The following is a 22,224-nucleotide window of genomic DNA, read 5'->3' as shown; positions in this document are numbered from 1 at the left end:
CAACACGTCATTTCAAGCCTTGCGAACCGCACCTCACAACGCAGGCAGCTGAGGGCAGGCCGATCAGGGCAGTATATGACGAGATGCTTACGCGTGACTGATTATGTCCGTCCGGCCGCTGGCCTCTGTTGCAGCCGTCTGTCGTGCGACGGCGTTCGACGTGCAACGGGATCTGCCCGGTCCGTGCCGCCGATCAGCCAGAACAGGCTTCGGCGCTGCTTCGCCCGCGGAACAAGACCGAGAGGCGTTGGCCGCTTGCGAAGGCGGCAGGACGAGGCGCCTTGCGGCCCCTCGCCCGTCTTGTCGCGATCAGGCCGAAACGTTAGCCTTTTCGTCCTGTCGATCGGCATAGATGTAGAGCGGGCGGGCAGCGCCGCGGGCCACTTCTTCCGAGATCACCACTTCCCGAACGCCTTCGAGCGCCGGAAGTTCGAACATCGTGTCCAGCAGGATCTTTTCCATGATCGAGCGCAGACCGCGGGCGCCCGTCTTGCGGACGATGGCCTTGCGGGCAATCTCGCGCAGAGCATCCTCGTGGAAGGTCAGTTCGACATCTTCCATCTCGAACAGCCGCTGATACTGCTTCACGAGCGCGTTCTTCGGCTCCGAAAGGATCTGGATCAGCGCGTCCTCGTCGAGATCCTCCAGCGTTGCCAGAACAGGCAGACGGCCGATGAATTCGGGGATGAGGCCGAACTTGACCAGGTCTTCCGGCTCCAGCTCACGCAGCACTTCGCCGACGCGACGGTCATCCGGCGCCTTGACGGTCGCGCCGAAGCCGATCGACGTCTTCTCGCCGCGGGCCGAGATGATCTTGTCCAGGCCGGCAAAGGCGCCGCCGCAGATGAACAGGATATTGGTGGTGTCCACCTGCAGGAATTCCTGCTGCGGATGCTTGCGGCCGCCCTGCGGCGGAACCGAGGCTACCGTGCCTTCCATGATCTTCAGGAGCGCCTGCTGGACGCCCTCGCCCGAAACGTCGCGGGTGATCGAGGGATTGTCCGACTTGCGGGAGATCTTGTCGACTTCGTCGATATAGACGATGCCGCGCTGGGCGCGCTCGACATTGTAATCCGCCGCCTGCAGGAGCTTCAGGATGATGTTTTCGACATCCTCGCCCACATAGCCGGCCTCGGTCAGGGTCGTGGCATCGGCCATCGTGAAGGGGACATCGATGATGCGCGCCAGCGTCTGGGCAAGATAGGTCTTGCCGCAGCCGGTCGGGCCGACCAGCATGATGTTCGACTTCGCCAGCTCGACCTCGCCGTTCTTCGACGCATGGGCCAGGCGCTTGTAGTGGTTGTGCACCGCAACGGACAGGATCTTCTTGGCCTGCCGCTGGCCGATGACATATTCATCCAGCACCTTGATGATGTCCTGCGGCGTGGGAACGCCATCGCGGGACGACTTCATCATGGAGCTCTTGTTCTCCTCGCGGATGATGTCCATGCACAATTCGACGCATTCATCGCAGATGAAGACCGTCGGTCCGGCAATCAGCTTGCGGACTTCGTGCTGGCTCTTGCCGCAGAAAGAACAATACAACGTATTCTTGGAGTCGCCGCCGTTGCTGCCGCTGACCTTGCTCATATCACTTCCCTTCCAGCACACCGCCTGCCCGTCACGCGGGCGCGGACACTTCTCTTGCCGGCTGGCCATGCCTTATGACAAAGGCAGTGCCTGCCACTCCTTCAAGGGGTACTCTGCCGGCAGGGAGCTTCAAGATCCCCGGTCCGGTGGCAACGAAACCCCGTCCAGACCGCATGCTATGTCATAAAATTTCAACACAGCATTAATAACAACTCATAGCGCCAAATTGGAGCGGTGAAACCCCCTATTCCGGTCACAACGGGGTTACACCCTTTCCTGGCTATACGCCCTGGCGCTTTCCCGGGTCAATCGCGGCCCGGGAGCCGGCCCAAAACGCGGACCCAAAACGCGGACTCGAGACACTGGCCAAAGAGGCCGCTCAAGTCTTTGACAAGGACGAAGACCAGTTCCAGAGCCAGTTCGCGGCCCCGGACGGGCCTGATGACAGGCCCGAGAACCCGGTCACCTCTCCAGTCAATTCCCGGCGCCGCCTTCGAGTTCCTGACGAGATGTCAGAACCTTGTCGACAACGCCCCATTCCAGCGCCTCGTCGCAATCCATGAAATGGTCGCGGTCGAGCGTCTTTTCAACTTCTTCGTAAGTGCGGCCCGTATGCTTCACATAGACATCGTTCAACCGCTTCTTCATTTTCAATATGTCACGAGCATGGCGTTCGATGTCCGAGGCCTGGCCCTGGAAACCGCCCGAGGGCTGGTGCACCATGATTCGCGAATTGGGCATGGCAAACCGCATGCCCTTCTCGCCGGCCGCCAGAAGCAGCGAGCCCATGGACGCCGCCTGGCCGATGCACAGCGTCGAGACCGCCGGCTTGATGAACTGCATCGTGTCATAGATCGACATGCCGGCCGTAACGACGCCGCCCGGCGAATTGATGTAGAGCGCGATCTCCTTTTTCGGGTTTTCCGCTTCCAGGAAGAGGAGCTGCGCGCAGACGAGCGAGGCCATATGGTCCTCGACCGGTCCCGTCAGGAAAATGATCCGCTCTTTCAGCAGGCGCGAATAGATGTCGTAGGAACGCTCGCCGCGGTTGGTCTGCTCCACGACCATCGGAACCAGGGCCATAGCGGTATCAACGGGGTTTCTCATGGTCTTCCTTTGTTTCATCGGCGCCCGACGGTTACAGAATCGCGCCAGGAATCGTCATCATCACGTTAGCTCTCTACATAGAGCTTCGACGCCCCGCACTTCAAGAGTCGGCTATCGATATCCTTAATCAGCGGGGACTTTCGCCGCCCGCACGGTGTCTTGCGCCACACTGTCCACAGCTGCAGCCATCCTGGCGCATGCCGGCAGCCGCATCCCAAGCCGGACATCACCGCGCGGGCACCCCATTTTCCAGCGGCGGCGAAGCGCAACCCACAATTGTCTTTCCGCAGACTTACCTTCTGCAGGATTGTCTCCGGGAGGATTGTCATCTCAAGGATTGTCGGCCACACTCCGGGCTTTGGCAGCAGGAGGATCCGATGCGGCACTCATCCCCGACAGGGCACCAGAACGATTATCCGCTTTGCAAAGCGCCCGCCTTGCCGCCAAGTCCCGTCAAGCCAGCCGCCCTGCGGCGACCGGTCCTGTACGCCATTGCCGTCACGGCTCTTGCCGGCGCGCTGCTTTCAACCGGTCTGCGAGCCCCGGCCCTGGCGCAGCAGGCATCCGATACGGCGATCCCCGAAAAGGCGACCGAGACCACATCGGCCAAGCGGGTCGAAGCGTCATCCTTCATGGTTGCGGCCGCCAATCCGCTGGCGGCGCAGGCCGGCCACGCTATCCTCGAAAAGGGCGGCAATGCCGTGGATGCGCTGGTGGCGGTGCAGACGGTTCTCGGCCTCGTCGAGCCGCAGAGCTCCGGCCTCGGCGGCGGCGCCTTCCTTGTCTATTACGATGGGGCATCCGGCAAACTCACCACATTCGACGGGCGCGAGACGGCGCCCATGGAGGCGCATCCCAAGCTTTTCCTGGACGAGAAGGGGCAGCCGCTGACCTTCATGGACGCCGTTGTCGGTGGCCGCTCGGTCGGCACGCCGGGCACGGTGCGGCTGATGGAGGATGTGCACAAGCGTTTCGGCAAGCTTGCCTGGGCCGATCTCTTCGCGCCGGCGGAAAAGCTTGCCAGCGAAGGATTTTCGGTCTCTCCGAGGCTTGCGGGCCTGGTGGCCGGCGAAGGCGACAAGCTGAAGCGCTATCAGCCGACGACCCGCTATTTCTTCGGTCCGGACGGCGCGCCGCTCAAGGCGGGGACGCTCCTGAAAAATCCGGATTACGCCGCAACCCTTCAGGCCATTGCCAAGGGTGGCGCCGAGGCCTTCTATACCGGACCGATCGCGGAAGCGATCGTCAGGACGGTGCGCGAGGCCGAAGGCAATCCCGGCACGCTCTCGCTTCGCGATCTCTCCAATTACCGGGTGAAGGAGCGCCCGCCGGTCTGCGTCGCCTATCGGGCGCTCGATATATGCGGCATGGGTCCGCCCTCGTCCGGCGCCGTTGCGGTCGGCCAGATGCTCGGCATGCTCGAGAATTTCGACCTCAAGGGTTTCGGCCCGGACAATGTGGAAAGCTGGCGGCTGATCGGCGATGCCCAGCGGCTCGCCTTTGCCGATCGCGAGCGCTATCTCGCCGATACCGATTTCGTTCCCGCGCCGATCAAGGGGCTTTTGTCGAAGGATTATCTCGGCAGCCGCGCCGATCTGCTGGACACCGACCGGGCCCTCTCCGCCGAACAGGCCAAGGCCGGCGAGCCGAGCTGGGATCATGCGCTTCTCTTCGGCCGCGACGCGGCCATCGAACTTCCCTCCACCAGCCATTTCAGCATTGTCGACAGCCAGGGCAATGTCGTCTCGATGACGACGACCATCGAAAACGGCTTCGGCTCGCGCTTGATGACCAACGGCTTCCTCCTCAACAACGAGCTGACCGACTTCTCGTTCAAGACGCATGATGCCGGCGTGCCGATCGCCAATCGCGTCGAGCCCGGCAAGCGGCCCCGCTCCTCCATGGCGCCGACCATCGTGATGCAGGACGGCAAGCCGCTGCTGGCCATCGGTTCGCCCGGCGGCAGCCAGATCATCGGCTATGTGGCCCAGGCGCTGATCGCCTATATCGACTGGGGCATGCCGGTGGAGGAAATCGTTGCGCAGCCGCATCTCATCAACCGCTTCGGCCGCTATGATATCGAGGCTGGCACCGCGGCCGAACGTTTCGCAGCGCCGCTGGAGGCGATCGGCTACGAGGTGAAGGCCGGCGAGATGACATCGGGGCTGCAGGCGATCGAGATCACCGCCAAGGGCCTCGCCGGCAGCGCCGATCCGAGACGCGAAGGTGTGGCGACCGGCCGCTAAGGACCGGATTTCGGCGCCGGTTCGATCGTCGAAGGCGCGGCAGATGGGCTGGACTGGCGAAATGGGTCGGCCAGCCAGAAAATCCCGCTTTTCTTGCCGCGCAAGATAATCTACCCCATCGGGCATGACACAAGTGCCCGATTGCCTGCAGATCGACCCCGCCTCTCGCATGGTCTCGCTCGATGCCCGCGACCCCGCCTTCTACGGCGACCCGAACCGGGTTTACGCGGCGTTGCATGCGCACTGTCCGACCTTCTACTGGAAGGAGCAGAAACAATGGTTCTTCTGCGGTTATGACCATGTGAACGCGCTTCTGCGCGACCGCCGCTTCGGCCGGCAGGTCCTGCATATTGCGAGCCGCGAGGAGCTCGGCATGGCCGAGCCCCAGGCCCATACGGCCCATTTCGATCTCGCCGAGCGCCATTCGCTGCTGGAGATCGAGCCGCCGGAACACACGCGGCTGCGCACGCTGGTCAACCGCGCCTTCGTCTCGCGCCATGTGGAGAAGATGAGCGGCGAGATCAAGATGCTCGCCAACCACCTGATCGACGGGTTCGAGAAGGATGGGAAGACGGAGCTTCTGTCGAGCTTTGCCGATATCATTCCGGTCACCATGATCGCCCGGATGATCGGCATTCCCGACGCGATGGGGCCGCAGCTTCTGAGATGGAGCCATGACTATGTCGGCATGTACATGTTCAAGCGCTCGCGCGCCGACGAGGACGCCGCCGACCGCTCGGCCAAGGCATTCGCCGATTACGTAAAGACGGTGATTGCCGAGCGACGCGCTGCCCCGCGCGACGATTTGCTGAGCCACATGATCCATACCGAGCACAAGGGCCAGTTCCTCACGGAAGACGAGCTTGTCTCCACGACCGTCGTCCTGCTGAATGCCGGCCACGAGGCGACCGTGCACCAGATCGGCAATTCGGTCCGGGTGATCCTGGAGAGCGGGCTCGACCCGCAGGCGCTGTTTGCCGATCCGGGCAGGACCGAGCGAGCGGTGGAGGAAAGCCTGCGCATCTGCGCGCCGGTGCACATCTTCCAGCGCTATGCGCTCGAGGATGTGGAAGTGGACGGCGTGCGCCTGAAGCGCGGCGACAAAGTGAGCCTTATTCTGGCTGCGGCCAATCTCGACCCGCAGAAATTCTCCGAGCCGCTGACCTTCAAGCCCAGCCGCGACGAGGGCGCCAACCTCTCCTTCGGCGCCGGGATCCATTTCTGCATCGGCGCACCGCTGGCCAGGCTGGAGCTCAACATCGTGCTGCCGCTTCTGTTCCGCCGGCTGCCCGGCCTGCGGATGGCGGCGCAGCCGAAGGTCAAGGATGTCTACCACTTCCACGGCCTGGAGCGGCTTGATCTGGCGTGGTGAGCCGTGCCAGCTTTCCTGTGACAAGCGTTATGTGTAGTCTCGTTCTCTGAACAGCGGAGCCCGACCATGCGCCATGTCACCATTGCGGAAGCCAAGGAACATTTCGATGAGCTGATTGCGCTGGTGCGCGAGGGCGAAACGGTCATCCTGACCGAGGGCGGGCAGACGGTGGGTGAACTGAAAGCGACACCACCTGTGCCGAAGAAGGTGGATATCGAGGCGCTGAAGCGGGATCTGGCCGAGTTGCGTGCCTCGATGAAGGGCGTTACGCTTCAAGAGTTGATGAGCTATCGCCACGAAGGACATCATCGTTGACACTGCTCATCATCGATGCGTCCATCGCCGCGGCATGGCTTTTGCCAGACGAGGACAATCCGCGTGGCCAGTTGTGGCTGGAGCGCGTGATCACGAATGGTGCGTTTGTGCCCGTCATCTGGCACTATGAAGTGCGGAATGTGCTTCGCATTTGCGAGAGACGCGGACGCCTTGGCTCTCTCGCAATGACAAAGGCTCTGGAGACCATCGCAACATTGCCTATTACAACAGGCAACCTCAATGGCTGGGACCAGGTTATGCGGTTGAGCGCCCGCCACAACCTCACCATCTACGATGCGGCCTATCTGGAACTGGCCCTCAGGCTGGAGGGGCAGCTGGCGACCTTTGACAGGGCCTTGGCCGCTGCGGCACATGCCCATGGCGTGCTCGCCAATCTTTGATCCTATCCTACAGCCGGATTACGTAATCCTTGCGAGTCGTTTCAACCACTTCCCAGATTCCCTTGAAGCCCGGTCTGAGGATGAGGCGGTCGCCTGTCTTAAGGTAAAGCGGCTCGCCGCCATCCTCGGTCAGGATCGAATGGCCGGCCAGGATGTGGAAATACTCCCACTCGTCATAGGAGACGCGCCAGGCGCCGGGTGTCGCCTCCCAGACGCCGGCATAGATCCCGCCCTCTGCTTCCTCGATGCTCCAGGTGCGAAATCTCGGATTGCCAGAGATCAGCCGATCCGGTGCCGGCGCCCCCTCCTCCGGCTGGATGGCGGAGAGATCGAAGGCAAGCGCATGGGTCATCCGGTCCATTCCTCTGTTATCTGGCAGCCCACCCTGGCCTGCCGCCGCCGCGGGCATCCGGCTGAAACCGCCTGAACGCCCGCCTGTTATTGTACCTGATCCTGATCTTGTGCCTGAAGCGTGGCCGGCATGCCAGGCCTCATTCCTCGCCCGGATATTGGCTGGCCTTCAGCAGACCCGCCAGATGCACCGTATTGCGCGCCAGCATGTCCACTGTCGAGGTTACCTTTTCCGGCACCGGGTCGACATCCGTGAAGTCGGTGCTGCCCATGGCTTCGCCGACCCAATAGGCAACCGCATTGGCCGGAATGGTGAAGCCGACATCGTTCAGGGCCTGGTAGATCTCTGCGGACACGTGATGGGCGCCATCCTCATTGCCGACCACCGCCACGGCCGCCACGCGGCCATAGGAGACCATGCGCCCCTCATCGTCGGTTTCCGACAGAAAGGCGTCCATGCGCTCGAGGGCCCGCTTGGCAACACTCGAGGGCTGACCGAGCCAGATCGGCGTTCCCAGGATCAGGATATCGGCCGACAGGATCTTGGCGCGAATGGCAGGCCAGGCGTCGTCAGGTCCCTCGTCGGAGGTCACGCCGGGCAGAATATTGTGATCGGACAGACGGATGATCTCCGTCTTCACGCCGCCTTTCTCCATGGCCTTCGCGATCAGTCCAAGCATGCGATCGGTCGAGGATGGTTCGCCGGCGCTGCGCTTGAGGGTGCCATTGAGGGCAACAGCCTTGAGGCTCATCGTTCTGTCTCCTGTCAGTGTATCGGAAGAGACCGAACTTCGCAGGCGGGTGGCGGTTCCGTTGCAACCGCCACCCGCCGTCCGTCATACCCGTGCCAGCGATTGTTGCAGATCGGCGATGATGTCCTGGACATCCTCGATTCCGACGGAGAGCCGCACGACATCCGGTCCGGCACCGGCGGCCACCTGCTGCTCCGGCGTCAATTGCCGGTGGGTGGTGGAGGCGGGATGAATGACGAGCGAGCGCGTATCGCCGATATTGGCCAGATGCGAGAAGAGCTTCAGCCCCTCGACGAAATTCTTGCCCGCCTCATAACCGCCCTTCAGGCCGAAGGTGAAGACGGCGCCGGCACCTGAGGGCGAATAGCGCTGCTGCAGCGCATGATTCGGATCATCGGCAAGCCCCGCATAGTTCACCCAGGAGACTTTCTCATGCGCCTTCAGCCATTGCGCGACGGCCGCGGCATTATCGCAATGGCGCTGCATGCGCAGGGACAGGGTCTCGATGCCGGTCAGAATCATGAAGGCGTTGAAGGGCGAGATGGCCGGCCCGAGATCGCGAAGACCGAGCACGCGGGCCGCAATCGCGAAGGCGAAATTGCCGAAGGTCTGGTGCAGGACGACCCCCGCATATTCCGGCCGCGGTTGCGACAGCATCGGATACCGGTCGGAGGCGGACCAGTCGAAGGTGCCGCCATCGACGATGATGCCGCCCATGGAATTGCCGTGCCCTCCAAGAAATTTGGTGAGCGAGTGCACGACGATATCGGCGCCATGCTCCAGCGGCCGCACCAGGTAGGGGCTTGCCATCGTGTTGTCGACGATCAGCGGCAGGCCGTGGCTCTGCGCGACATCGGCAATCGCGGCGATATCGACAAAGGTGCCGCCGGGATTGGCAAGGCTCTCGATGAAGATGCCGCGCGTCTTCTCGTCCACCTGGGCGCTGAAGCTCTCCGGATCGGCCGGATCGGCCCAGCGCACCTCCCAGCCGAAATTCTTGAAGGCATGTCCGAACTGGTTGATCGACCCGCCATACAGCCGCTTGGCGGCAATGAAATTGCAGCCCGGCTGCATGATCGTGTGGAAGACCAGCATCTGCGCGGCGTGACCGGAGGCAACTGCAAGCGCGGCCGTTCCTCCCTCGAGAGCCGCCACCTTTTCCTCCAGCACCGCCTGCGTGGGATTCATGATGCGGGTATAGATATTGCCGAACTGCTGCAGCCCGAAGAGCGCCGCCGCGTGATCGGCATTTTCGAAGACGAAGGAGGTGGTCTGGTAGATCGGCGTCGCCCGCGCACCGGTGGCGGGATCGGGCTTGGCACCCGCATGGATTGCGAGCGTGGAAAAGCCGGGATTGCCCGGATTTGCAGAGCCACCTGATTGATCTGGATTGCCGGCAGTGTCTGTGCTCACGATCTTTCCTCCCGTTTCGCGGTTGACGTCATCCTCTGACCGGGAGCCGATTGGCGCCCATCGGGCCGACTATAGGCAGGGAGCGGCGGGGCGCACAGCCGCCTGCATGACAAAACGGTCGCCCGGTGCGGAAAATTTTGCTCCCGCCTGCCGGGACCGCGCGCAAGCATCTCTCCCACCGCGGTCCGAGATCAAATGTCGATGATGGAGACCGGTTGCGGGGGACCATCCGGAGGACAGGTTTGACCAGGATCAAGGTGGCGCCGGCCGGCTATGGCAGTTTGGCACCAGCAAGCAAACCTGGAGCTTTCCCATGACCATGAACGATGCCACATCGCATCTTGCCCAGCGCGTCGGAAAACAGCTGGTGGACTGGTATTCCGACCTGCGCACGCGGCATGCGGATGAAGACGCGCTGATGCAGCTGGACCCGGACGGTCGCCGGCAGCTGGCCGCCGATTGCAACGTGAATTTCGAGACGCTTCTGGCTGTGGTGCGGGCAGGCGCGCATGGCGCGGACGAGATGGTGGAGATGCTGAAGGCGCTTCACATCGATCCGGCCGATCTCGAAGCCCATCTTCCGGCGCTGTTTCGCGACATGCAGGTCACCTGCGCCACCTGCGAGGACAAGAGCCGCTGTCGCCATGAGCTGAAGGACGGCACCGCACCGGTGCATTTTGCCGATTATTGCGCCAATGCCCCGGCACTCAACGTTATGCGTGCGGAGCCGCCGCTTCTGCGCGATTAGAACGGATGGGCGAAAGCGGGCGCGGTCCCCGCCGCAGATCCGCTTCGCCTCTCAGCCGGTTCCGCTCTGCCCCTTGAAATGAGGGTGCCTTTCGTCCTGGCGGCCACGGACATGCGTGATTTCCATGTCAAACCCGCTCACCGGGGCCGCTGGTGCTGGCCGAATCAATGGCCGAGCAGGCGCGGATATTCGATGGCCGGGCAACGGTCCTGGACGACCTTGATGCCAGCTGCCTCCGCACGGGCGGCTGCGGCGTCGTCTCGCACGCCGAGCTGGGTCCAGAGAACCTTCGGCCTGGCGGGCAATGCCAGCACCTCGTCGACCACCTCCTCCAGAAATTCCGGCGCGCGAAAGACATCCACCATGTCGACGGCATCCGGAACCGCGCCGAGCGTGCCGTAGACGGTCTGGCCCTGGATCGTCTTGCCGGCCTGGCCCGGGTTGACCGGGATCACACGATAGCCTTTGGACAAGAGAAAGCCGATCACGCCAAAGCTCGGCCGGGCCGGATTGGGAGAGGCACCCAGCACCGCGATCGTCTTCACCGTCTTCAGGATGTCTGCAATATAAGCGTCGTCATATCGATCGTGATTCATCGCCTCATTCTCCAGGTTCGGCCAATTCGCCATCAGCGCACTTGGCCATAAAGCATTGTGCACTATCTCCGTTCCATCAGCTTTAACAGAGGTCGAAGATGCGCCAGACCCTGATTGCCCTCCTGTCCGTCCTGTCGCTGTGTCTGGCCTGCGCCGGGCCGGCCGAGGCCATATCCCGGTACAATTCCAGGAGCATGAGCTGCGAAGCGGTCCAGTCCACCCTTGCCAGGGAAGGCGCCGCCGTCCTGCGCTATCCCGGCCGGTCCGGAGCCACGCTCTATGACCGCTATGTCGCGTCCAATCGTTTCTGCACGATCGACGACGTGGCCGATGAGACAACGATCCCGACGCGCGACCGGGAGGATTGCCCCGTTCTTCACTGCGTGAAACGGCCCACTCCTGAAGACTGCGGCAGCTTTTTCGAACCCAGCTGCTCCGGTTTTCCGTGAGAATATATGTGGTATTTTAATACCACAAAACTAAGCCACTGAATTTACTGATTTCTTTTTGCGACATCCGGATCGGCCGCGATTGACGCATTTTGTGCGCTTCAGTATAAGCGCGCCTGGATGGTCCACTCACCGGTGGACGGTCCTCAGGCCCTATCGGCCGAACTCAAGCAACAAGAAACGCCCGCGGTCGAGGTTTCCTCGCTACGGGATCATCAAGAAGAGAGCTATTATGTCTACCTTCGTACAGAAGCCCGCTGAGGTGGAGAAGAAGTGGGTGCTGATCGACGCGGAAGGTCTCGTCGTCGGCCGCCTCGCCACCATCATTGCAACCCGTCTGCGCGGCAAGCACAAGGCCACCTATACACCGCATGTTGACGATGGCGACAATGTCATCGTGATCAATGCCGACAAGGTCGTCTTCACGGGCAAGAAGTATTCGGACAAGAAGTACTACTGGCACACCGGTTACCCGGGCGGCATCAAGGAGCGTACTGCACGCGCCATTCTCGAAGGCCGCTTCCCGGAGCGCGTCGTTGAAAAGGCCGTTGAGCGCATGATCCCGCGCGGCCCGCTCGGCCGTCGCCAGATGAAGAACCTGCGCGTTTATGCCGGCTCCAATCATCCGCATGAAGCACAGCAGCCGGTGACGCTCGACGTCGCCAAGCTCAGCAACAAGAACACAAGGAGCGCCTGATTATGGCTGACCTTTCCTCTCTCAAGGACCTCGGCACGGCCGCCCAGGCTTCCGCTCCGGTTCATGAGCGCAAGGTTGACGCTCAGGGCCGCTCCTACGCAACCGGCAAGCGCAAGAACGCTGTCGCCCGCGTCTGGGTCAAGGCTGGTTCCGGCAAGATCATCGTCAACGGCAAGGACTATTCGGCGTATTTCGCCCGTCCGGTCCTGCAGATGATCCTGCAGCAGCCGATCGTCGCGGCTGCCCGTTCGGGTCAGTTCGACGTGGTTGCAACGGTTGCCGGCGGCGGCCTCTCCGGCCAGGCCGGTGCCGTCCGTCACGGCATTTCCAAGGCCATGACCTACTTCGAGCCGGGCCTGCGCTCGGTTCTGAAGAAGGGTGGCTTCCTGACCCGCGACAGCCGCGTTGTCGAGCGTAAGAAATACGGCAAGGCCAAGGCCCGCCGTTCGTTCCAGTTCTCCAAGCGTTAATCGCTGGATCCTCTGGATGCGACGAAATCAGGCGGGGCTTCGGCTCCGCCTTTTTTGTTTGCGAACACAACCTTCGAAGGCCAGCTTTGCCGGGCATGGTCCGGGCGGCCGGCTGAAGGGCTCGCAGGATCCAGCCGATCGCGCCGGCGCCGTGACCATGGCAACGCCCACAAAAACCGGCTTTGCCTGCGCGTCGAAAGCGCCCTATGACGTTTCAAGATCTGCCGGTCCTAGAATGGATGGCAAGATATCGCCTCGAAGAAGGGATCAGAAAGAATGGCTTCCAGATCCATCGACAATGCATTCACGGCCAAGGGCTTGCGCGGTGCCGCCAGCGACCCGACCTATGCCGGGGCGCTGTCCTTCATGCGGCGCCCCTTTTCCAAGGCCGTCGAAGACGCCGATGCGGTCATTCTCGGCATTCCCTTCGATGCGGCGGTCTCCAATCGTCCGGGCGCGCGCTTCGGGCCGCAGGCCATTCGCCGCGCCTCCGCGATCTTCGACAATGATCCGCAATATCCCTTTGCCCGCGATCTTTTCGAAAGCATGGCGGTGGCGGATTACGGCGATGTTCTGCTGGATTACGGCAATCACCAGGCGACGCCGGCGCTGATCGAGCAGGAAGCTGCCAGGATCATCGCCGGCGGCGCCTATCTGCTCGGCCTCGGCGGTGACCATTTCGTCACCTGGCCGCTACTCAGGGCCCATTTTGCCAAGCACGGACCGCTGGCACTGGTGCATTTCGACGCCCATCAGGACACTTGGGATGATGACGGACAACGCATCGACCACGGCTCCTTCGTCGCCCGCGCCGTGCGCGAGGGCGTCATCGATGCGGGCCATTCGATCCAGATCGGCATCCGCACGCAAGCACCGGCGGATTTCGGCATCCGCATCCTCTTCGGCCATGAGGTGGAGGATATGGGCGCCGAGGCGATCGCGCAGACGATCCTCAACCATGTCGGCCAGCGCCCTTGCTATCTGACCTTCGATATCGATTGCCTCGACCCGGCCTTTGCTCCCGGAACGGGCACACCTGTCGCCGGCGGCCCGTCCTCGGCCAGGATCCTCTCGGTGCTGCGCAAGCTCGGCCCTCTCGACATTCGCGGCTCGGATGTGGTGGAGGTGGCGCCGGCCTATGATCATGCCGATATTACCGCCATTGCCGGTGCAACCGTCGCCATGTATATGCTTGGCCTGCGGGCGGAGCGGCTTTCCGCTGCCCGTTAAGAAACTGATTCATGCTGCGGATAAACTGAATCCGCCGATCCTGCCAACCCTCTGATCTTCTGGACAAATGACATGAGCGCGAAAATCTTCATCGATGGCGAACACGGTACCACGGGGCTGCAGATCCGCACCCGCATGGCCGGCCGCCGCGATGTCCAGCTCCTGTCCATTCCGGAAGCGGAACGGCGCAATGCCGCCATGCGCGAGGATCTTCTCAACAGCGCCGATATCGCCATCCTGTGCCTGCCGGACGATGCCTCGCGGGAGGCGGTCTCCATGCTCTCCGGCAATAACAAGGTGCGGATCATCGATACTTCCACCGCCTATCGGGTGGCGGAGGACTGGGCCTATGGCTTTGCCGAAATGGACAAGGCGCAGGCAGACAAGATCCGCTCGGCCCGTTGCGTCGCCAATCCGGGCTGCTATCCGACGGGCGCAATCAGCCTGATCCGGCCGCTGCGCGCGGCGGGCCTCCTGCCGGACGGCTATCCGGTCTCGGTCAATGCGGTTTCCGGCTATACGGGCGGCGGCAAGCAGATGATTGCGCAGATGGAGGATGCCGGCCGCGCGGACGCAATCTCCGCCAATAATTTCCTCTATGGCCTGACGCTGAAGCACAAGCATGTGCCGGAGATGAAGATCCACGGCCTGCTCGATCGTGCGCCGCTCTTTTCGCCGTCGGTGGGGCGGTTCCCGCAGGGCATGATCGTGCAGGTGCCGCTTTTCCTCGACGATCTGAAGGCGGGAACGACGCTGGAGAGCATTCACGCCGCGCTGATCTCGCATTATGCCGGCCAGGACATCGTCCGCGTTACGCCTCTCGAGGAGAGCGCTGCGCTGTCGCGCATCGATGCCGAGGAACTGGCCGGTCAGGACACGATGAAGCTCTTCGTCTTTGGATCGGAGGGCGGCGCGCATGTGAACCTCGTCGCCCTGCTGGACAATCTGGGCAAGGGCGCTTCGGGCGCGGCCGTCCAGAACATGGACCTGATGCTCTCGGCCTGACAGAGCAGCAAAGGAGGCGGGAATGCTGGATCATATCGGTCTTTCGGTCGCGGATCTTGCCGTTTCCCGCGCCTTCTACGAGGCTGTGATGCCGACGCTCGGGGCAGCCTGCGTGATGGCGGTGACGGCGCAGGAGACCGGCGGCACCTATGAGGGCGCGGGCTACGGCCTGAATGGCAAACCGTCCTTCTGGATCGGCAGCGGCGGGCGCAGCCGCGGCAGCGTCCATCTTGCCTTCGTGGCGCAAAGCCGGGCCGCGGTGGACGCGTTCTACGCGGCGGCCATCGCCGCCGGGGGCCGCGACAACGGTCCGCCGGGACTTCGCGTGCACTATCACCCCCATTATTACGCCGCCTTCGTGCTCGATCCGGATGGCCACAATATCGAGGCCGTGTGCCACCACCCGTCTGCGACGCCGTGAACGGCCATGACAGGCGGTCTCCAGAACGGTCCGCAAAACTTTTCCCAGGGCGATCCCCAGGAAGACCCCCTGCTGATTCGTGACCGCCTGACCGCCTGGCAGTTGAAAGCGCCACGCCTGCTCGCAGATACCTATACGAGCCGCCTTTACCGCGTTGGACGGGCGGATGGTACGGGGGCCATCCTCAAGCTCCTGAAGCCGGAGGGACAGCATGAGCGGGCAGGTTTTGTCTATCTCGCTTGGCGGGACGGTTCTGGCGCGGTGCGCCTGCTGGCACAGGATGCTGACGCCTGCCTGCTGGAGGATGCCGGTGCGACGAGCCTTGCCGACCTGCACGCGCGCGAGGGAGATCGGGGCGCGACCCCGATCCTTAGCGCTCTGCTACCGCTCCTGCACGCCCCTTCCCGTCAATCGCCGCCGGCCGATCTCGTGCCGCTGGAGCGGCATTTCCGAAGCCTCTTCATGCTTGCCGGCACGGATGGCCCGCACCGCGAGATGGCGCTTTGGGCGACGGAGGAAGCACGCGACCTTCTGGCCTCAGAGGCGCGCCGCATTCCACTGCATGGCGATTTGCATCACGACAATGTCCTGCAGGGTGCGGATCGGCGGTGGCGGGCGATCGACCCCCAGGGGCTGATCGGCGATCCCGCCTACGAGGTGGCCAATCTCTTCGGCAATCCGTCTGGTCCGCATCTGTTTGCCCCGGAGCGCGTTACCGCCCTTGCGCAGGCATTCGCCCCGGCTGTGGGGTCGTGCAGCCCTGCAAGGATCCTGCGCTATGGCGGCGTCCATGCCATGCTCTCGGTCGCCTGGTCGCTGGAGCGGCCGGATGATGCCGACGCGGTGACCAATATTCGCGAGCGACTGGCCGTCGCCGGCTTCATCCGCTCTCAGCTCGCGCGCGCCGGCTCGCTGCGGCGAAATTCTCCGTAGAAGCCACGCCAGTGGCTCAGGGCGAAGGCCAGAACCAGAAGGCCACCCGCCTGGTGCAGCAGGCCGAGCTCGATCGGCACATGCAGCAGAAGCGTTGCAATGCCGATCATGGCCTGCAGACAGACGAGGCAAAACAGCAGCATGGCACCCTTGGCATGGGTGGTTCCGGGCCGCCGGGCGATCGAGACCAGCATGTGGACCAAGGTCAAGGTGAGCAGCAGGTAGGCGCCGCAGCGATGGACGAACTGCACCGTCTTCGGATTTTCGAAGAGATTGATCCACCACGGCTGCTGGACGAAGAGATCGCCGGGAAGGAGCGCCCCATCCATCAGCGGCCAGGTATTATAGGCATAGCCGGCATCCAGGCCGGCAACCAGCGCGCCGAGATAGATCTGGATCAGAGCCAGCACCGCCAGCCCGCCCGCGGCAAGATGCGAATGGCGGCTCGGAGGCGCATCGACGCACTGCGGTGTCAGCCCCCGCATGATCCAGACGCAGGCGGAGAAAATAAGACAGGCAATCGTCAGATGGGTGGCCAGGCGATATTGCGAGACATCGGTGCGTTCGGCGAGTCCCGAGGAAACCATCCACCAGCCGATGAAGCCCTGGAACCCGCCCAGCGCTAAGAGCCCGACCAGCGGCATGCGCAGGCGCTTCTCGACCCGGCCGGTCAGCCAGAAGACCAGGAGCGGCAGGCCGAAGATCAGCCCTATGGTGCGCGCCAGCAGCCGGTGCGCCCATTCCCACCAGAAAATGGTCTTGAACTCGTCCAGCGACATGCCCCTGTTGATCTGCTGATATTCAGGGATCTGCTTGTAGAGCTGGAATTCTTCCTCCCATTCGGCCACCGAGAGCGGCGGAATGACGCCGTGGATCGGCTTCCACTCGGTGATCGACAGGCCGCTATCGGTCAGCCTTGTGGCGCCGCCGACCAGCACAAGACAGACAAGCGTGATGATGACAACCTGCAGCCAGCGACGCAGCAGCAGGCGATTGCGCTCCACATCCCGGTCGCGCACCTGCTTTTCATCGAGGATCGTCTGCGAGGCCACCATGACCTTCTCCTGACATTTGTCATTACTGTCATCTGGCGTTGATTTGCCTCATTAGCCGGTGCAAAACAAGGCCAAGGGCTTTGCGGCATGCGGTCGCGGCAGCTGGCCGCAGAACAGGTCATGCTGCGGGTGATGATCCCGATCGTTCTACTGGTCGTGGTCCACGAATGTGGTAGATGGGGTCGCAGGCGGTCGGCACGGCCGCGATGGTACCGCAATGGTAATGGGAGGCGCAGCATGCCGGTTCGGCTGAAAAAACTCGTCGGCACGATCCTTCTGGTCGTCCTGGTGTCGCTCTATGCCGTGCTGGCCACGACGATCGCAACGCTGGCGCTCTCGCAGCAGCCCTGGTGGGTGCATCTTCTGTATTTCGGCTTCAGCGGCATTCTGTGGGTCCTGCCCGCTATGCTGATCATCAAATGGATGGCAGGGCCTCGCGCTCGCTGAATTCACGCTCTGTTTACCACAGCCTATCATGAGCGGGTGTCGCAGAGGCCTGCTTAAACGGCTTGTTGGCACCTTGGCCCTACCCTGAGCAGGTTCCGGAAAAATGTCCCACGGTTTTCCGACCAGAACCTGCGTCAAAACAATAAACTAAGCGGACGAAGCGTTGGCGGGCCAATGCAAGTCTGCTTAGCCGGCGGTGGCAAAGGAGCGTAGGCGTGCAAAAACTCAATCCGGCGATCGTGATGGCGGACAGCGCGGCAGATCCCCCGGGCGAGACTGCCGCCACCGCAACCACGGTCGGTTCGTTGCCTGTCGGGGGTTCCGAGGGCGGCCCCTCCCCCTCCGGCGGCAAATTCTGCGTGGTGGAGCTCTGTGACCTCAGCGAGGGCCTTCTTGCCGATTGGCGCGATCTGGAACCTTTCCCGCACAATTCCCCGCATCAGAGCCTTGCCTGGTGCCAGACCTGGTGCGCCGCACATGGCGGAAGCCTGCTCATCGTACGCGGCCGGACGCTGGATCGGACCGTCTTTCTCCTGCCGCTTTCCGTCTCAAGCCGGCTTGGCCTGCGCATCGCGCAGTTCCCCGGCGGCCGCTACAACAATTTGAATACCGGCCTCTTCGCCGAGGACTTTCAGCCCGGTGCCGAGGAGCAGCTGCATATTGCCAGTGGGTTGCGGGAGGTGCTGAAAGGCCGTGTAGACCTGGTGGCGCTGGAAGCCATGCCGCGCGTCTGGCGCGGGCGTCGCCATGCCCTCTCCGATCTGGCCGGCCACGAACATGCCAATCATTCGTTCCAGCTGCCGCTTCTTTCCAGCTTCGAACAGACCCTGGCGCAGGTGAATGCGAAGCGGCGGCGCAAGAAATTCCGGCTCCAGACAAGGCGCATGGAGGAGATCGGCGGCTATCACTATGTCACGCCGGCCGATCACGCCGAAAGCCATGCGCTTCTCGACCTCTTCTTCCGGCAGAAGGCCGCCCGCTTCAGAGCTCAGGGCCTGCCGGACGCGTTTGCCGAAGCAGCTGTCCGGCAGTTCTTTCACGGCCTGCTCGATGGCTGGCCTTCCGGCCTCGACCATCCGCTGATGCTGCGGGCAATCCGCCTCAAGGCCGGCGATGAGGATCTCGTTCCCGCCATTGCCGGCCTGACCCGCAAGGGCGATCACATCATCTGCCAGTTCGGGTCGATCGACGAGACCATCGTGCCGGAGACCAGCCCCGGCGAACTGCTCTTCTGGCACATGATCGAGGAGGGCTGCCGCAGCGAGGCCGCACTTTTCGATTTCGGGGTCGGCGACCAGCTCTACAAGCGCAGCTGGTGCCCGGTTGAAACCGTGCTTTACGACGTGGTCGTGCCGATCTCGAGGCTCGGCGCCATGGCCTCGCTCGGCCATTCGGCGGTGACCCAGGCAAAGGCCAGGATCAAGCGTCACCCGCTCGCCTATCGTCTGGTGCAGCGCCTGCGCTCGAAGCGGCAGACGGTATCGGAAACAGCGGACTGACGCCTGCCCGGCCTAAGGGTCAAAACGTGATCACCTGAAATGCTCTATCCCTTTGTTTTTTACGCAGTCCGGACGCAAAACCGCTGACGCAGTTTTGCTGGACCTGCTCTAGCATGCTCGTCAGGCGGCGTAGCGTCCGCTGCGGCTCGGCCGCCCATCGATCTGTGCCGACATGACCAGCGGTTCGGGATGTCCGGCGGCTTCGAAGGCCTGGAGATGCTCATTGACCCCCTCGGCATCCGCCTGCGGCATGGAGAGGATGAGCTCTGCGGCCTCCCCGCGCGTCAGACGCCCCAATCCGCGCGCATCGGCCTGACCGCATTCGACCAGAACCAGATCATAGGCGCCGGTCAGCGCGTCGAGGATCATCGTCAGGCGATCGGCGCCGCGCATGGCCTGCTCGGCATCGGCATTGCCCTGTGGGATGATGTGGGCTTCCGACAGGCGATCCGGGTGGATCGTCTCTCCGAAGGGTGTGGTGCCGCACAGAAGATCGGTAATGCCCGGAAGGCGGCTGCTCTCGGCCATGAGCCGGGTCGGGCAGCCCGAGCCTGTCATGTCGACCAGGACGACCGTCCGGCCGGCCTCCGCAATTTCCCGGGCCAGCAGCACGGTGGCGGTCGATCCTTCGTCGCCGGTCGGCGAGACGGCAATCGCCAGTGGCGAATTGCGCCGCAGCAGGTAGTCGCGCACCGCTTCGAGGCTGAGCGCAACCGATTCGCCTGCCACGATCTCCAGCCTGTCGTCCTGCTGGTCTTCAGCGGGATCCTGCGCTTCGTGCTGCGGCGCGGTCGCCGGCGTCAGTGCGGCGAGATCCCGATCGGCAGAGGCCGCGAATTCATCGTCCTGCGGATTGTCGGCCGCCCGGCCCCGCTCTCTGTCCGGCTGGCTGTCCAGCTCACTTGCCGGCGCCATCCGCCGCTGCTCCTGCAGGGCCGCCAGGCGTGCATCCGTTCGACGGTCATAGTCATGCTCGCTCTCGACGGGGCGAAGTCCGCGACCCGTAAACAAGGCAAGCACGATGATGCCGATGCAATAGAAGAGGAAGGCCGCCAGCGCGACGACGATGGTGATCGGAATGATCTTCGGGAAATAGGGCTCCACCGGTTCGATGGCGGTGGATACGACGCGGGCATCGGCCGGGCTGGAATTCGGATCCACCCGCGATGCCGCCTCGCGATAGCGGGCCAGGTAGGTTTCCAGAAGCTGGCGCTGGGCAGCCGCCTCGCGTTCCAGATCGCGCAGCCCCACTTCGTCTTCGCCGGCGCGGGCCGAATCGGCCTTGACGCCGTTCAGCTGCTGCATCAGCTGCTGTTCGCGCAGCCGCGCCACGCCGGCTTCGTTTTCCAGGCTCGCCAGGATCTTGCGGGTCTCCGCTTCGATCTGCTGGCGAATGCCGGACAGTTGCGCACGAAGGCCCTTGAGGCGCGGATGCCCTTCCATCAACGAGATGGAGGCCTGCGAGACTTCCGCCTGGATATTTGCCTCGGTATCCTTCAGGCGCTGCACGACGGAGGAGCTGACCACGTCCGACAGCGTGTCGAAGCCGGTGCCGGCCTTCAAGGCGGCGCTGACATTCTGGGCACGCGCTTCGGCATTGGCACGCTCGGCACGCACGCGTGCCAGTTCCTGCGATATGTCGTTCAGCTGCTGCGAGGAAAAACTCGTATTCTCCCCCGACTGGAAAAGCCCGGCCGTGGTGCGATAATCGGCGACCTTCTTCTCTGCCTCGCGGACGCGTTCGCGCAAGCCCGCGATTTCGGGTTCGAGCCAGCGCGTCGTCTCCGAATGCGTATCCAGCTTCACGCCGCTCTGTGTCGACAGGTAGACTTCCGCCATCTTGTTGGGGATGGCTGCGGCGAGTTTCGGATCCTCAGAGGCCATTTCGATGGCGATCACGCGCGAGCCTTCGACGGGGAAAACCTGCAGCTTCTCGCGGAATGCCTTGATGACCCGGTCCTCCGGCGGCAGGTCCATCGGATCCTGCTTCAGCCCCATCAGCACGAGGGGATCGGGCAGAAGCGCATGGGCATCCGGATCGAATTCCTTCAGGTCCGAGAGCTTCAGGTCGCGCGCAACCTGACGGATCAGGTCCGCCGACTGCAGGATCTGCGCCTGGCTGACGATATTATATTGATCGAGTACCTGCTCATTGCCGTCCTGCGACGCACTGCCGGTCAGGTTGGTGTCGCGGGTTTCGATCAGGAGCCGCGTTTCCGCCTTGTAATCCGGCGTCATCAGGCTGGAGCCGACAAAGGCAAGCACGGCGGCAACGGCCGTTGTCGTCAGGATGGAGGTGCGACGTTCCCAGATGGCAGCGAAGAGCTGTCCGATATCGATATCCGCATCCTGATGACTGCTTACGCCCGACATTGCGCCACTCCAACTCATGAATGAAGAGCAAACCTAAATCAACGTGGTAAGCGCCGGGTTAACGGAGGCGGTCCTGCCGGAAAAAACCGACACCTGCGCGTATCTTTACCCTGCATTAACCCTAACGGTTGGATAACAGCAGAACGTTACTTCTCTCAGCCGGAGTCCGCGCGGATGGTGTTCGCACGTCGCAAACCTATGATGGCCCTGGCGCTTGCCAGCGCCCTGGTCGCAGCCCTTTCGGGATGCACCTCCTATCAGCCGGCGCCGCGCTCGTTCCAGCAGGCAACGATCCAGCCCTATCGTCTCGATAGCGGCGACCGCCTGCGTGTAACCGTCTTCGACCAGCCGAACCTGACCAATACCTACACGGTCGACCAGGCCGGCTATATCTCCTTCCCGCTGGTCGGCCAGGTGCCGGCGCGCGGCGAAACATTGGCGAGCCTCGAAGGCGGCCTCGCTGCCAAGCTCCGGCAGGGCTTCCTGCGCGATCCGGATGTCAGCATCGAGGTCGACCGCTACCGGCCCGTCTTCGTGATGGGTGAAGTCGGACGCCCAGGCCAATATTCCTACGTGCCCGGCATGACGATCCAGAATGCCGTGGCTGTCGCCGGCGGCTTCACGGCGCGCGGCAATCAGCGGGATGTCGATGTGACGCGCAAGATCAATGGCCGGGTGCTTACGGGGCGCACCGGCATTTCCAGCACGGTGCTCGCCGGCGATACGATCTATGTCCGCGAGCGGCTGTTCTGAT

The 22,224-nt window shown here is 63.0% G+C and carries 23 protein-coding genes; 15 read left to right on the top strand and 8 right to left on the bottom strand.

From position 1 onward, the window contains the following. Positions 1-309: 309 nt before the first annotated feature. Positions 310-1,590: an ATP-dependent Clp protease ATP-binding subunit ClpX gene (clpX, locus tag QTJ18_RS10680; RefSeq protein ID WP_252751438.1), complete on the bottom strand. Its 1,281-nt coding sequence runs from the start codon at positions 1,588-1,590 to the stop codon at positions 310-312. A 474-nt stretch (positions 1,591-2,064) separates the two neighbouring features. Then, positions 2,065-2,697 carry an ATP-dependent Clp endopeptidase proteolytic subunit ClpP gene (gene clpP / locus QTJ18_RS10675; RefSeq protein ID WP_252751439.1) on the bottom strand — a complete coding sequence of 211 codons (633 nt, stop codon included), beginning with the start codon at positions 2,695-2,697 and terminating at the stop codon, positions 2,065-2,067. Positions 2,698-3,074: 377 nt separating this feature from the next. Between clpP and ggt the strand changes: the two genes are divergently transcribed. The 4 genes from ggt (at position 3,075) to QTJ18_RS10655 (ending at position 7,031) form a co-directional block, all read left to right on the top strand. Then, complete coding sequence (gene ggt, locus QTJ18_RS10670) at positions 3,075-4,943, top strand: gamma-glutamyltransferase (RefSeq protein WP_252751440.1); 1,869 nt, start codon at positions 3,075-3,077, stop codon at positions 4,941-4,943. A 124-nt stretch (positions 4,944-5,067) separates the two neighbouring features. After that, on the top strand, positions 5,068-6,315 hold the full coding sequence (locus QTJ18_RS10665; RefSeq protein ID WP_252751441.1) for a cytochrome P450: 1,248 nt from the start codon (positions 5,068-5,070) through the stop codon (positions 6,313-6,315). Positions 6,316-6,381: 66 nt separating this feature from the next. Beyond that, entirely contained in the window at positions 6,382-6,630 is a 249-nt protein-coding gene (locus tag QTJ18_RS10660) for a type II toxin-antitoxin system Phd/YefM family antitoxin (protein WP_252751442.1), read from the top strand. Continuing rightward, the gene (locus tag QTJ18_RS10655; protein ID WP_252751443.1) at positions 6,627-7,031 is read left to right on the top strand and encodes a type II toxin-antitoxin system VapC family toxin; all 405 of its coding nucleotides are present in this window, start codon (positions 6,627-6,629) and stop codon (positions 7,029-7,031) included. Before QTJ18_RS10660 ends, QTJ18_RS10655 begins: the two co-directional genes overlap by 4 nt. A gap of 7 nt (positions 7,032-7,038) precedes the next feature. Here QTJ18_RS10655 and QTJ18_RS10650 read toward each other — a convergent pair whose 3' ends face one another. From QTJ18_RS10650 to QTJ18_RS10640, 3 genes are all read right to left on the bottom strand, one after another. Next, positions 7,039-7,383, bottom strand: coding sequence for a cupin domain-containing protein (locus QTJ18_RS10650; protein WP_252751444.1), 345 nt, complete (start codon positions 7,381-7,383; stop codon positions 7,039-7,041). Between the two features lie 139 nt (positions 7,384-7,522). After that, positions 7,523-8,134, bottom strand: coding sequence for a flavodoxin family protein (locus tag QTJ18_RS10645; RefSeq protein ID WP_252751445.1), 612 nt, complete (start codon positions 8,132-8,134; stop codon positions 7,523-7,525). Between the two features lie 84 nt (positions 8,135-8,218). Further along, positions 8,219-9,547 (bottom strand): O-acetylhomoserine aminocarboxypropyltransferase, encoded by a 1,329-nt coding sequence (locus QTJ18_RS10640; protein WP_252751446.1) that lies wholly within the window; start codon positions 9,545-9,547, stop codon positions 8,219-8,221. A gap of 313 nt (positions 9,548-9,860) precedes the next feature. Between QTJ18_RS10640 and QTJ18_RS10635 the strand changes: the two genes are divergently transcribed. After that, positions 9,861-10,295 (top strand): DUF6455 family protein, encoded by a 435-nt coding sequence (locus tag QTJ18_RS10635; RefSeq protein WP_252751447.1) that lies wholly within the window; start codon positions 9,861-9,863, stop codon positions 10,293-10,295. A gap of 164 nt (positions 10,296-10,459) precedes the next feature. Here the strand turns inward: QTJ18_RS10635 and QTJ18_RS10630 are convergent, their stop codons facing one another. Next, positions 10,460-10,891, bottom strand: a complete 432-nt coding sequence (locus tag QTJ18_RS10630) for a CoA-binding protein (protein ID WP_252751448.1) — start codon at positions 10,889-10,891, stop codon at positions 10,460-10,462. A gap of 98 nt (positions 10,892-10,989) precedes the next feature. Between QTJ18_RS10630 and QTJ18_RS10625 the strand changes: the two genes are divergently transcribed. The 7 genes from QTJ18_RS10625 (at position 10,990) to QTJ18_RS10595 (ending at position 16,096) form a co-directional block, all read left to right on the top strand. Beyond that, the gene (locus QTJ18_RS10625) at positions 10,990-11,340 is read left to right on the top strand and encodes a hypothetical protein (protein ID WP_252751449.1); all 351 of its coding nucleotides are present in this window, start codon (positions 10,990-10,992) and stop codon (positions 11,338-11,340) included. A gap of 232 nt (positions 11,341-11,572) precedes the next feature. Continuing rightward, a complete protein-coding gene (rplM, locus tag QTJ18_RS10620; RefSeq protein ID WP_252751450.1) occupies positions 11,573-12,037 on the top strand; it encodes a 50S ribosomal protein L13 in 465 nt (154 codons plus the stop codon). Between the two features lie 2 nt (positions 12,038-12,039). Beyond that, entirely contained in the window at positions 12,040-12,507 is a 468-nt protein-coding gene (rpsI, locus tag QTJ18_RS10615) for a 30S ribosomal protein S9 (protein ID WP_252751451.1), read from the top strand. Between the two features lie 276 nt (positions 12,508-12,783). Then, the gene (gene speB, locus QTJ18_RS10610) at positions 12,784-13,737 is read left to right on the top strand and encodes an agmatinase (RefSeq protein ID WP_252751452.1); all 954 of its coding nucleotides are present in this window, start codon (positions 12,784-12,786) and stop codon (positions 13,735-13,737) included. A gap of 72 nt (positions 13,738-13,809) precedes the next feature. After that, positions 13,810-14,742: an N-acetyl-gamma-glutamyl-phosphate reductase gene (argC, locus tag QTJ18_RS10605; protein ID WP_252751453.1), complete on the top strand. Its 933-nt coding sequence runs from the start codon at positions 13,810-13,812 to the stop codon at positions 14,740-14,742. 22 nt (positions 14,743-14,764) lie between these two features. Further along, a complete protein-coding gene (locus QTJ18_RS10600; RefSeq protein ID WP_252751454.1) occupies positions 14,765-15,163 on the top strand; it encodes a VOC family protein in 399 nt (132 codons plus the stop codon). Positions 15,164-15,169: 6 nt separating this feature from the next. Continuing rightward, complete coding sequence (locus QTJ18_RS10595; RefSeq protein WP_252751455.1) at positions 15,170-16,096, top strand: aminoglycoside phosphotransferase family protein; 927 nt, start codon at positions 15,170-15,172, stop codon at positions 16,094-16,096. On the opposite strand, the gene QTJ18_RS10590 is transcribed toward QTJ18_RS10595, so the two are convergent. Further along, positions 16,054-17,151 (bottom strand): COX15/CtaA family protein, encoded by a 1,098-nt coding sequence (locus QTJ18_RS10590; protein WP_252751456.1) that lies wholly within the window; start codon positions 17,149-17,151, stop codon positions 16,054-16,056. The two genes, QTJ18_RS10595 and QTJ18_RS10590, sit on opposite strands and share 43 nt — an antisense overlap. Positions 17,152-17,388: 237 nt before the next feature. Between QTJ18_RS10590 and QTJ18_RS10585 the strand changes: the two genes are divergently transcribed. Further along, complete coding sequence (locus QTJ18_RS10585) at positions 17,389-17,598, top strand: DUF2842 domain-containing protein (RefSeq protein ID WP_252751892.1); 210 nt, start codon at positions 17,389-17,391, stop codon at positions 17,596-17,598. Between the two features lie 215 nt (positions 17,599-17,813). Continuing rightward, positions 17,814-19,097 (top strand): GNAT family N-acetyltransferase, encoded by a 1,284-nt coding sequence (locus QTJ18_RS10580; RefSeq protein ID WP_252751457.1) that lies wholly within the window; start codon positions 17,814-17,816, stop codon positions 19,095-19,097. 120 nt (positions 19,098-19,217) lie between these two features. Here QTJ18_RS10580 and QTJ18_RS10575 read toward each other — a convergent pair whose 3' ends face one another. Then, positions 19,218-21,470, bottom strand: coding sequence for an exopolysaccharide transport family protein (locus tag QTJ18_RS10575; RefSeq protein ID WP_252751458.1), 2,253 nt, complete (start codon positions 21,468-21,470; stop codon positions 19,218-19,220). Positions 21,471-21,644: 174 nt separating this feature from the next. On the opposite strand from QTJ18_RS10575, the gene QTJ18_RS10570 reads away from it, so the two are divergent. Further along, on the top strand, positions 21,645-22,223 hold the full coding sequence (locus QTJ18_RS10570) for a polysaccharide biosynthesis/export family protein (RefSeq protein ID WP_252751459.1): 579 nt from the start codon (positions 21,645-21,647) through the stop codon (positions 22,221-22,223). Position 22,224 lies beyond the last annotated feature (1 nt).

This window comes from Rhizobium sp. SSA_523 (assembly GCF_030435705.1).
In the GTDB taxonomy this organism is placed as follows: domain Bacteria; phylum Pseudomonadota; class Alphaproteobacteria; order Rhizobiales; family Rhizobiaceae; genus Neorhizobium.
Note: the sequence above shows the minus strand (reverse complement) of the source record. Positions and strands in the feature narration are given on the sequence as shown.

Excerpts from the sequence above, each read along its gene's own strand:
- rplM (WP_252751450.1), top strand. The coding sequence starts at position 11,573 with ATGTCTACCTTCGTACAGAAGCCCGCTGAGGTGGAGAAGAAGTGGGTG.
- clpP (WP_252751439.1), bottom strand. The coding sequence starts at position 2,697 with ATGAGAAACCCCGTTGATACCGCTATGGCCCTGGTTCCGATGGTCGTG.
- clpX (WP_252751438.1), bottom strand. The coding sequence starts at position 1,590 with ATGAGCAAGGTCAGCGGCAGCAACGGCGGCGACTCCAAGAATACGTTG.
- QTJ18_RS10585 (WP_252751892.1), top strand. The coding sequence starts at position 17,389 with ATGCCGGTTCGGCTGAAAAAACTCGTCGGCACGATCCTTCTGGTCGTC.
- QTJ18_RS10660 (WP_252751442.1), top strand. The coding sequence starts at position 6,382 with ATGCGCCATGTCACCATTGCGGAAGCCAAGGAACATTTCGATGAGCTG.
- rpsI (WP_252751451.1), top strand. The coding sequence starts at position 12,040 with ATGGCTGACCTTTCCTCTCTCAAGGACCTCGGCACGGCCGCCCAGGCT.
- QTJ18_RS10650 (WP_252751444.1), bottom strand. The coding sequence starts at position 7,383 with ATGACCCATGCGCTTGCCTTCGATCTCTCCGCCATCCAGCCGGAGGAG.
- speB (WP_252751452.1), top strand. The coding sequence starts at position 12,784 with ATGGCTTCCAGATCCATCGACAATGCATTCACGGCCAAGGGCTTGCGC.
- QTJ18_RS10635 (WP_252751447.1), top strand. The coding sequence starts at position 9,861 with ATGACCATGAACGATGCCACATCGCATCTTGCCCAGCGCGTCGGAAAA.
- QTJ18_RS10600 (WP_252751454.1), top strand. The coding sequence starts at position 14,765 with ATGCTGGATCATATCGGTCTTTCGGTCGCGGATCTTGCCGTTTCCCGC.
- QTJ18_RS10645 (WP_252751445.1), bottom strand. The coding sequence starts at position 8,134 with ATGAGCCTCAAGGCTGTTGCCCTCAATGGCACCCTCAAGCGCAGCGCC.
- QTJ18_RS10590 (WP_252751456.1), bottom strand. The coding sequence starts at position 17,151 with ATGGTGGCCTCGCAGACGATCCTCGATGAAAAGCAGGTGCGCGACCGG.
- QTJ18_RS10630 (WP_252751448.1), bottom strand. The coding sequence starts at position 10,891 with ATGAATCACGATCGATATGACGACGCTTATATTGCAGACATCCTGAAG.
- QTJ18_RS10570 (WP_252751459.1), top strand. The coding sequence starts at position 21,645 with ATGGTGTTCGCACGTCGCAAACCTATGATGGCCCTGGCGCTTGCCAGC.
- argC (WP_252751453.1), top strand. The coding sequence starts at position 13,810 with ATGAGCGCGAAAATCTTCATCGATGGCGAACACGGTACCACGGGGCTG.
- QTJ18_RS10575 (WP_252751458.1), bottom strand. The coding sequence starts at position 21,470 with ATGTCGGGCGTAAGCAGTCATCAGGATGCGGATATCGATATCGGACAG.
- QTJ18_RS10625 (WP_252751449.1), top strand. The coding sequence starts at position 10,990 with ATGCGCCAGACCCTGATTGCCCTCCTGTCCGTCCTGTCGCTGTGTCTG.
- QTJ18_RS10595 (WP_252751455.1), top strand. The coding sequence starts at position 15,170 with ATGACAGGCGGTCTCCAGAACGGTCCGCAAAACTTTTCCCAGGGCGAT.
- ggt (WP_252751440.1), top strand. The coding sequence starts at position 3,075 with ATGCGGCACTCATCCCCGACAGGGCACCAGAACGATTATCCGCTTTGC.
- QTJ18_RS10665 (WP_252751441.1), top strand. The coding sequence starts at position 5,068 with ATGACACAAGTGCCCGATTGCCTGCAGATCGACCCCGCCTCTCGCATG.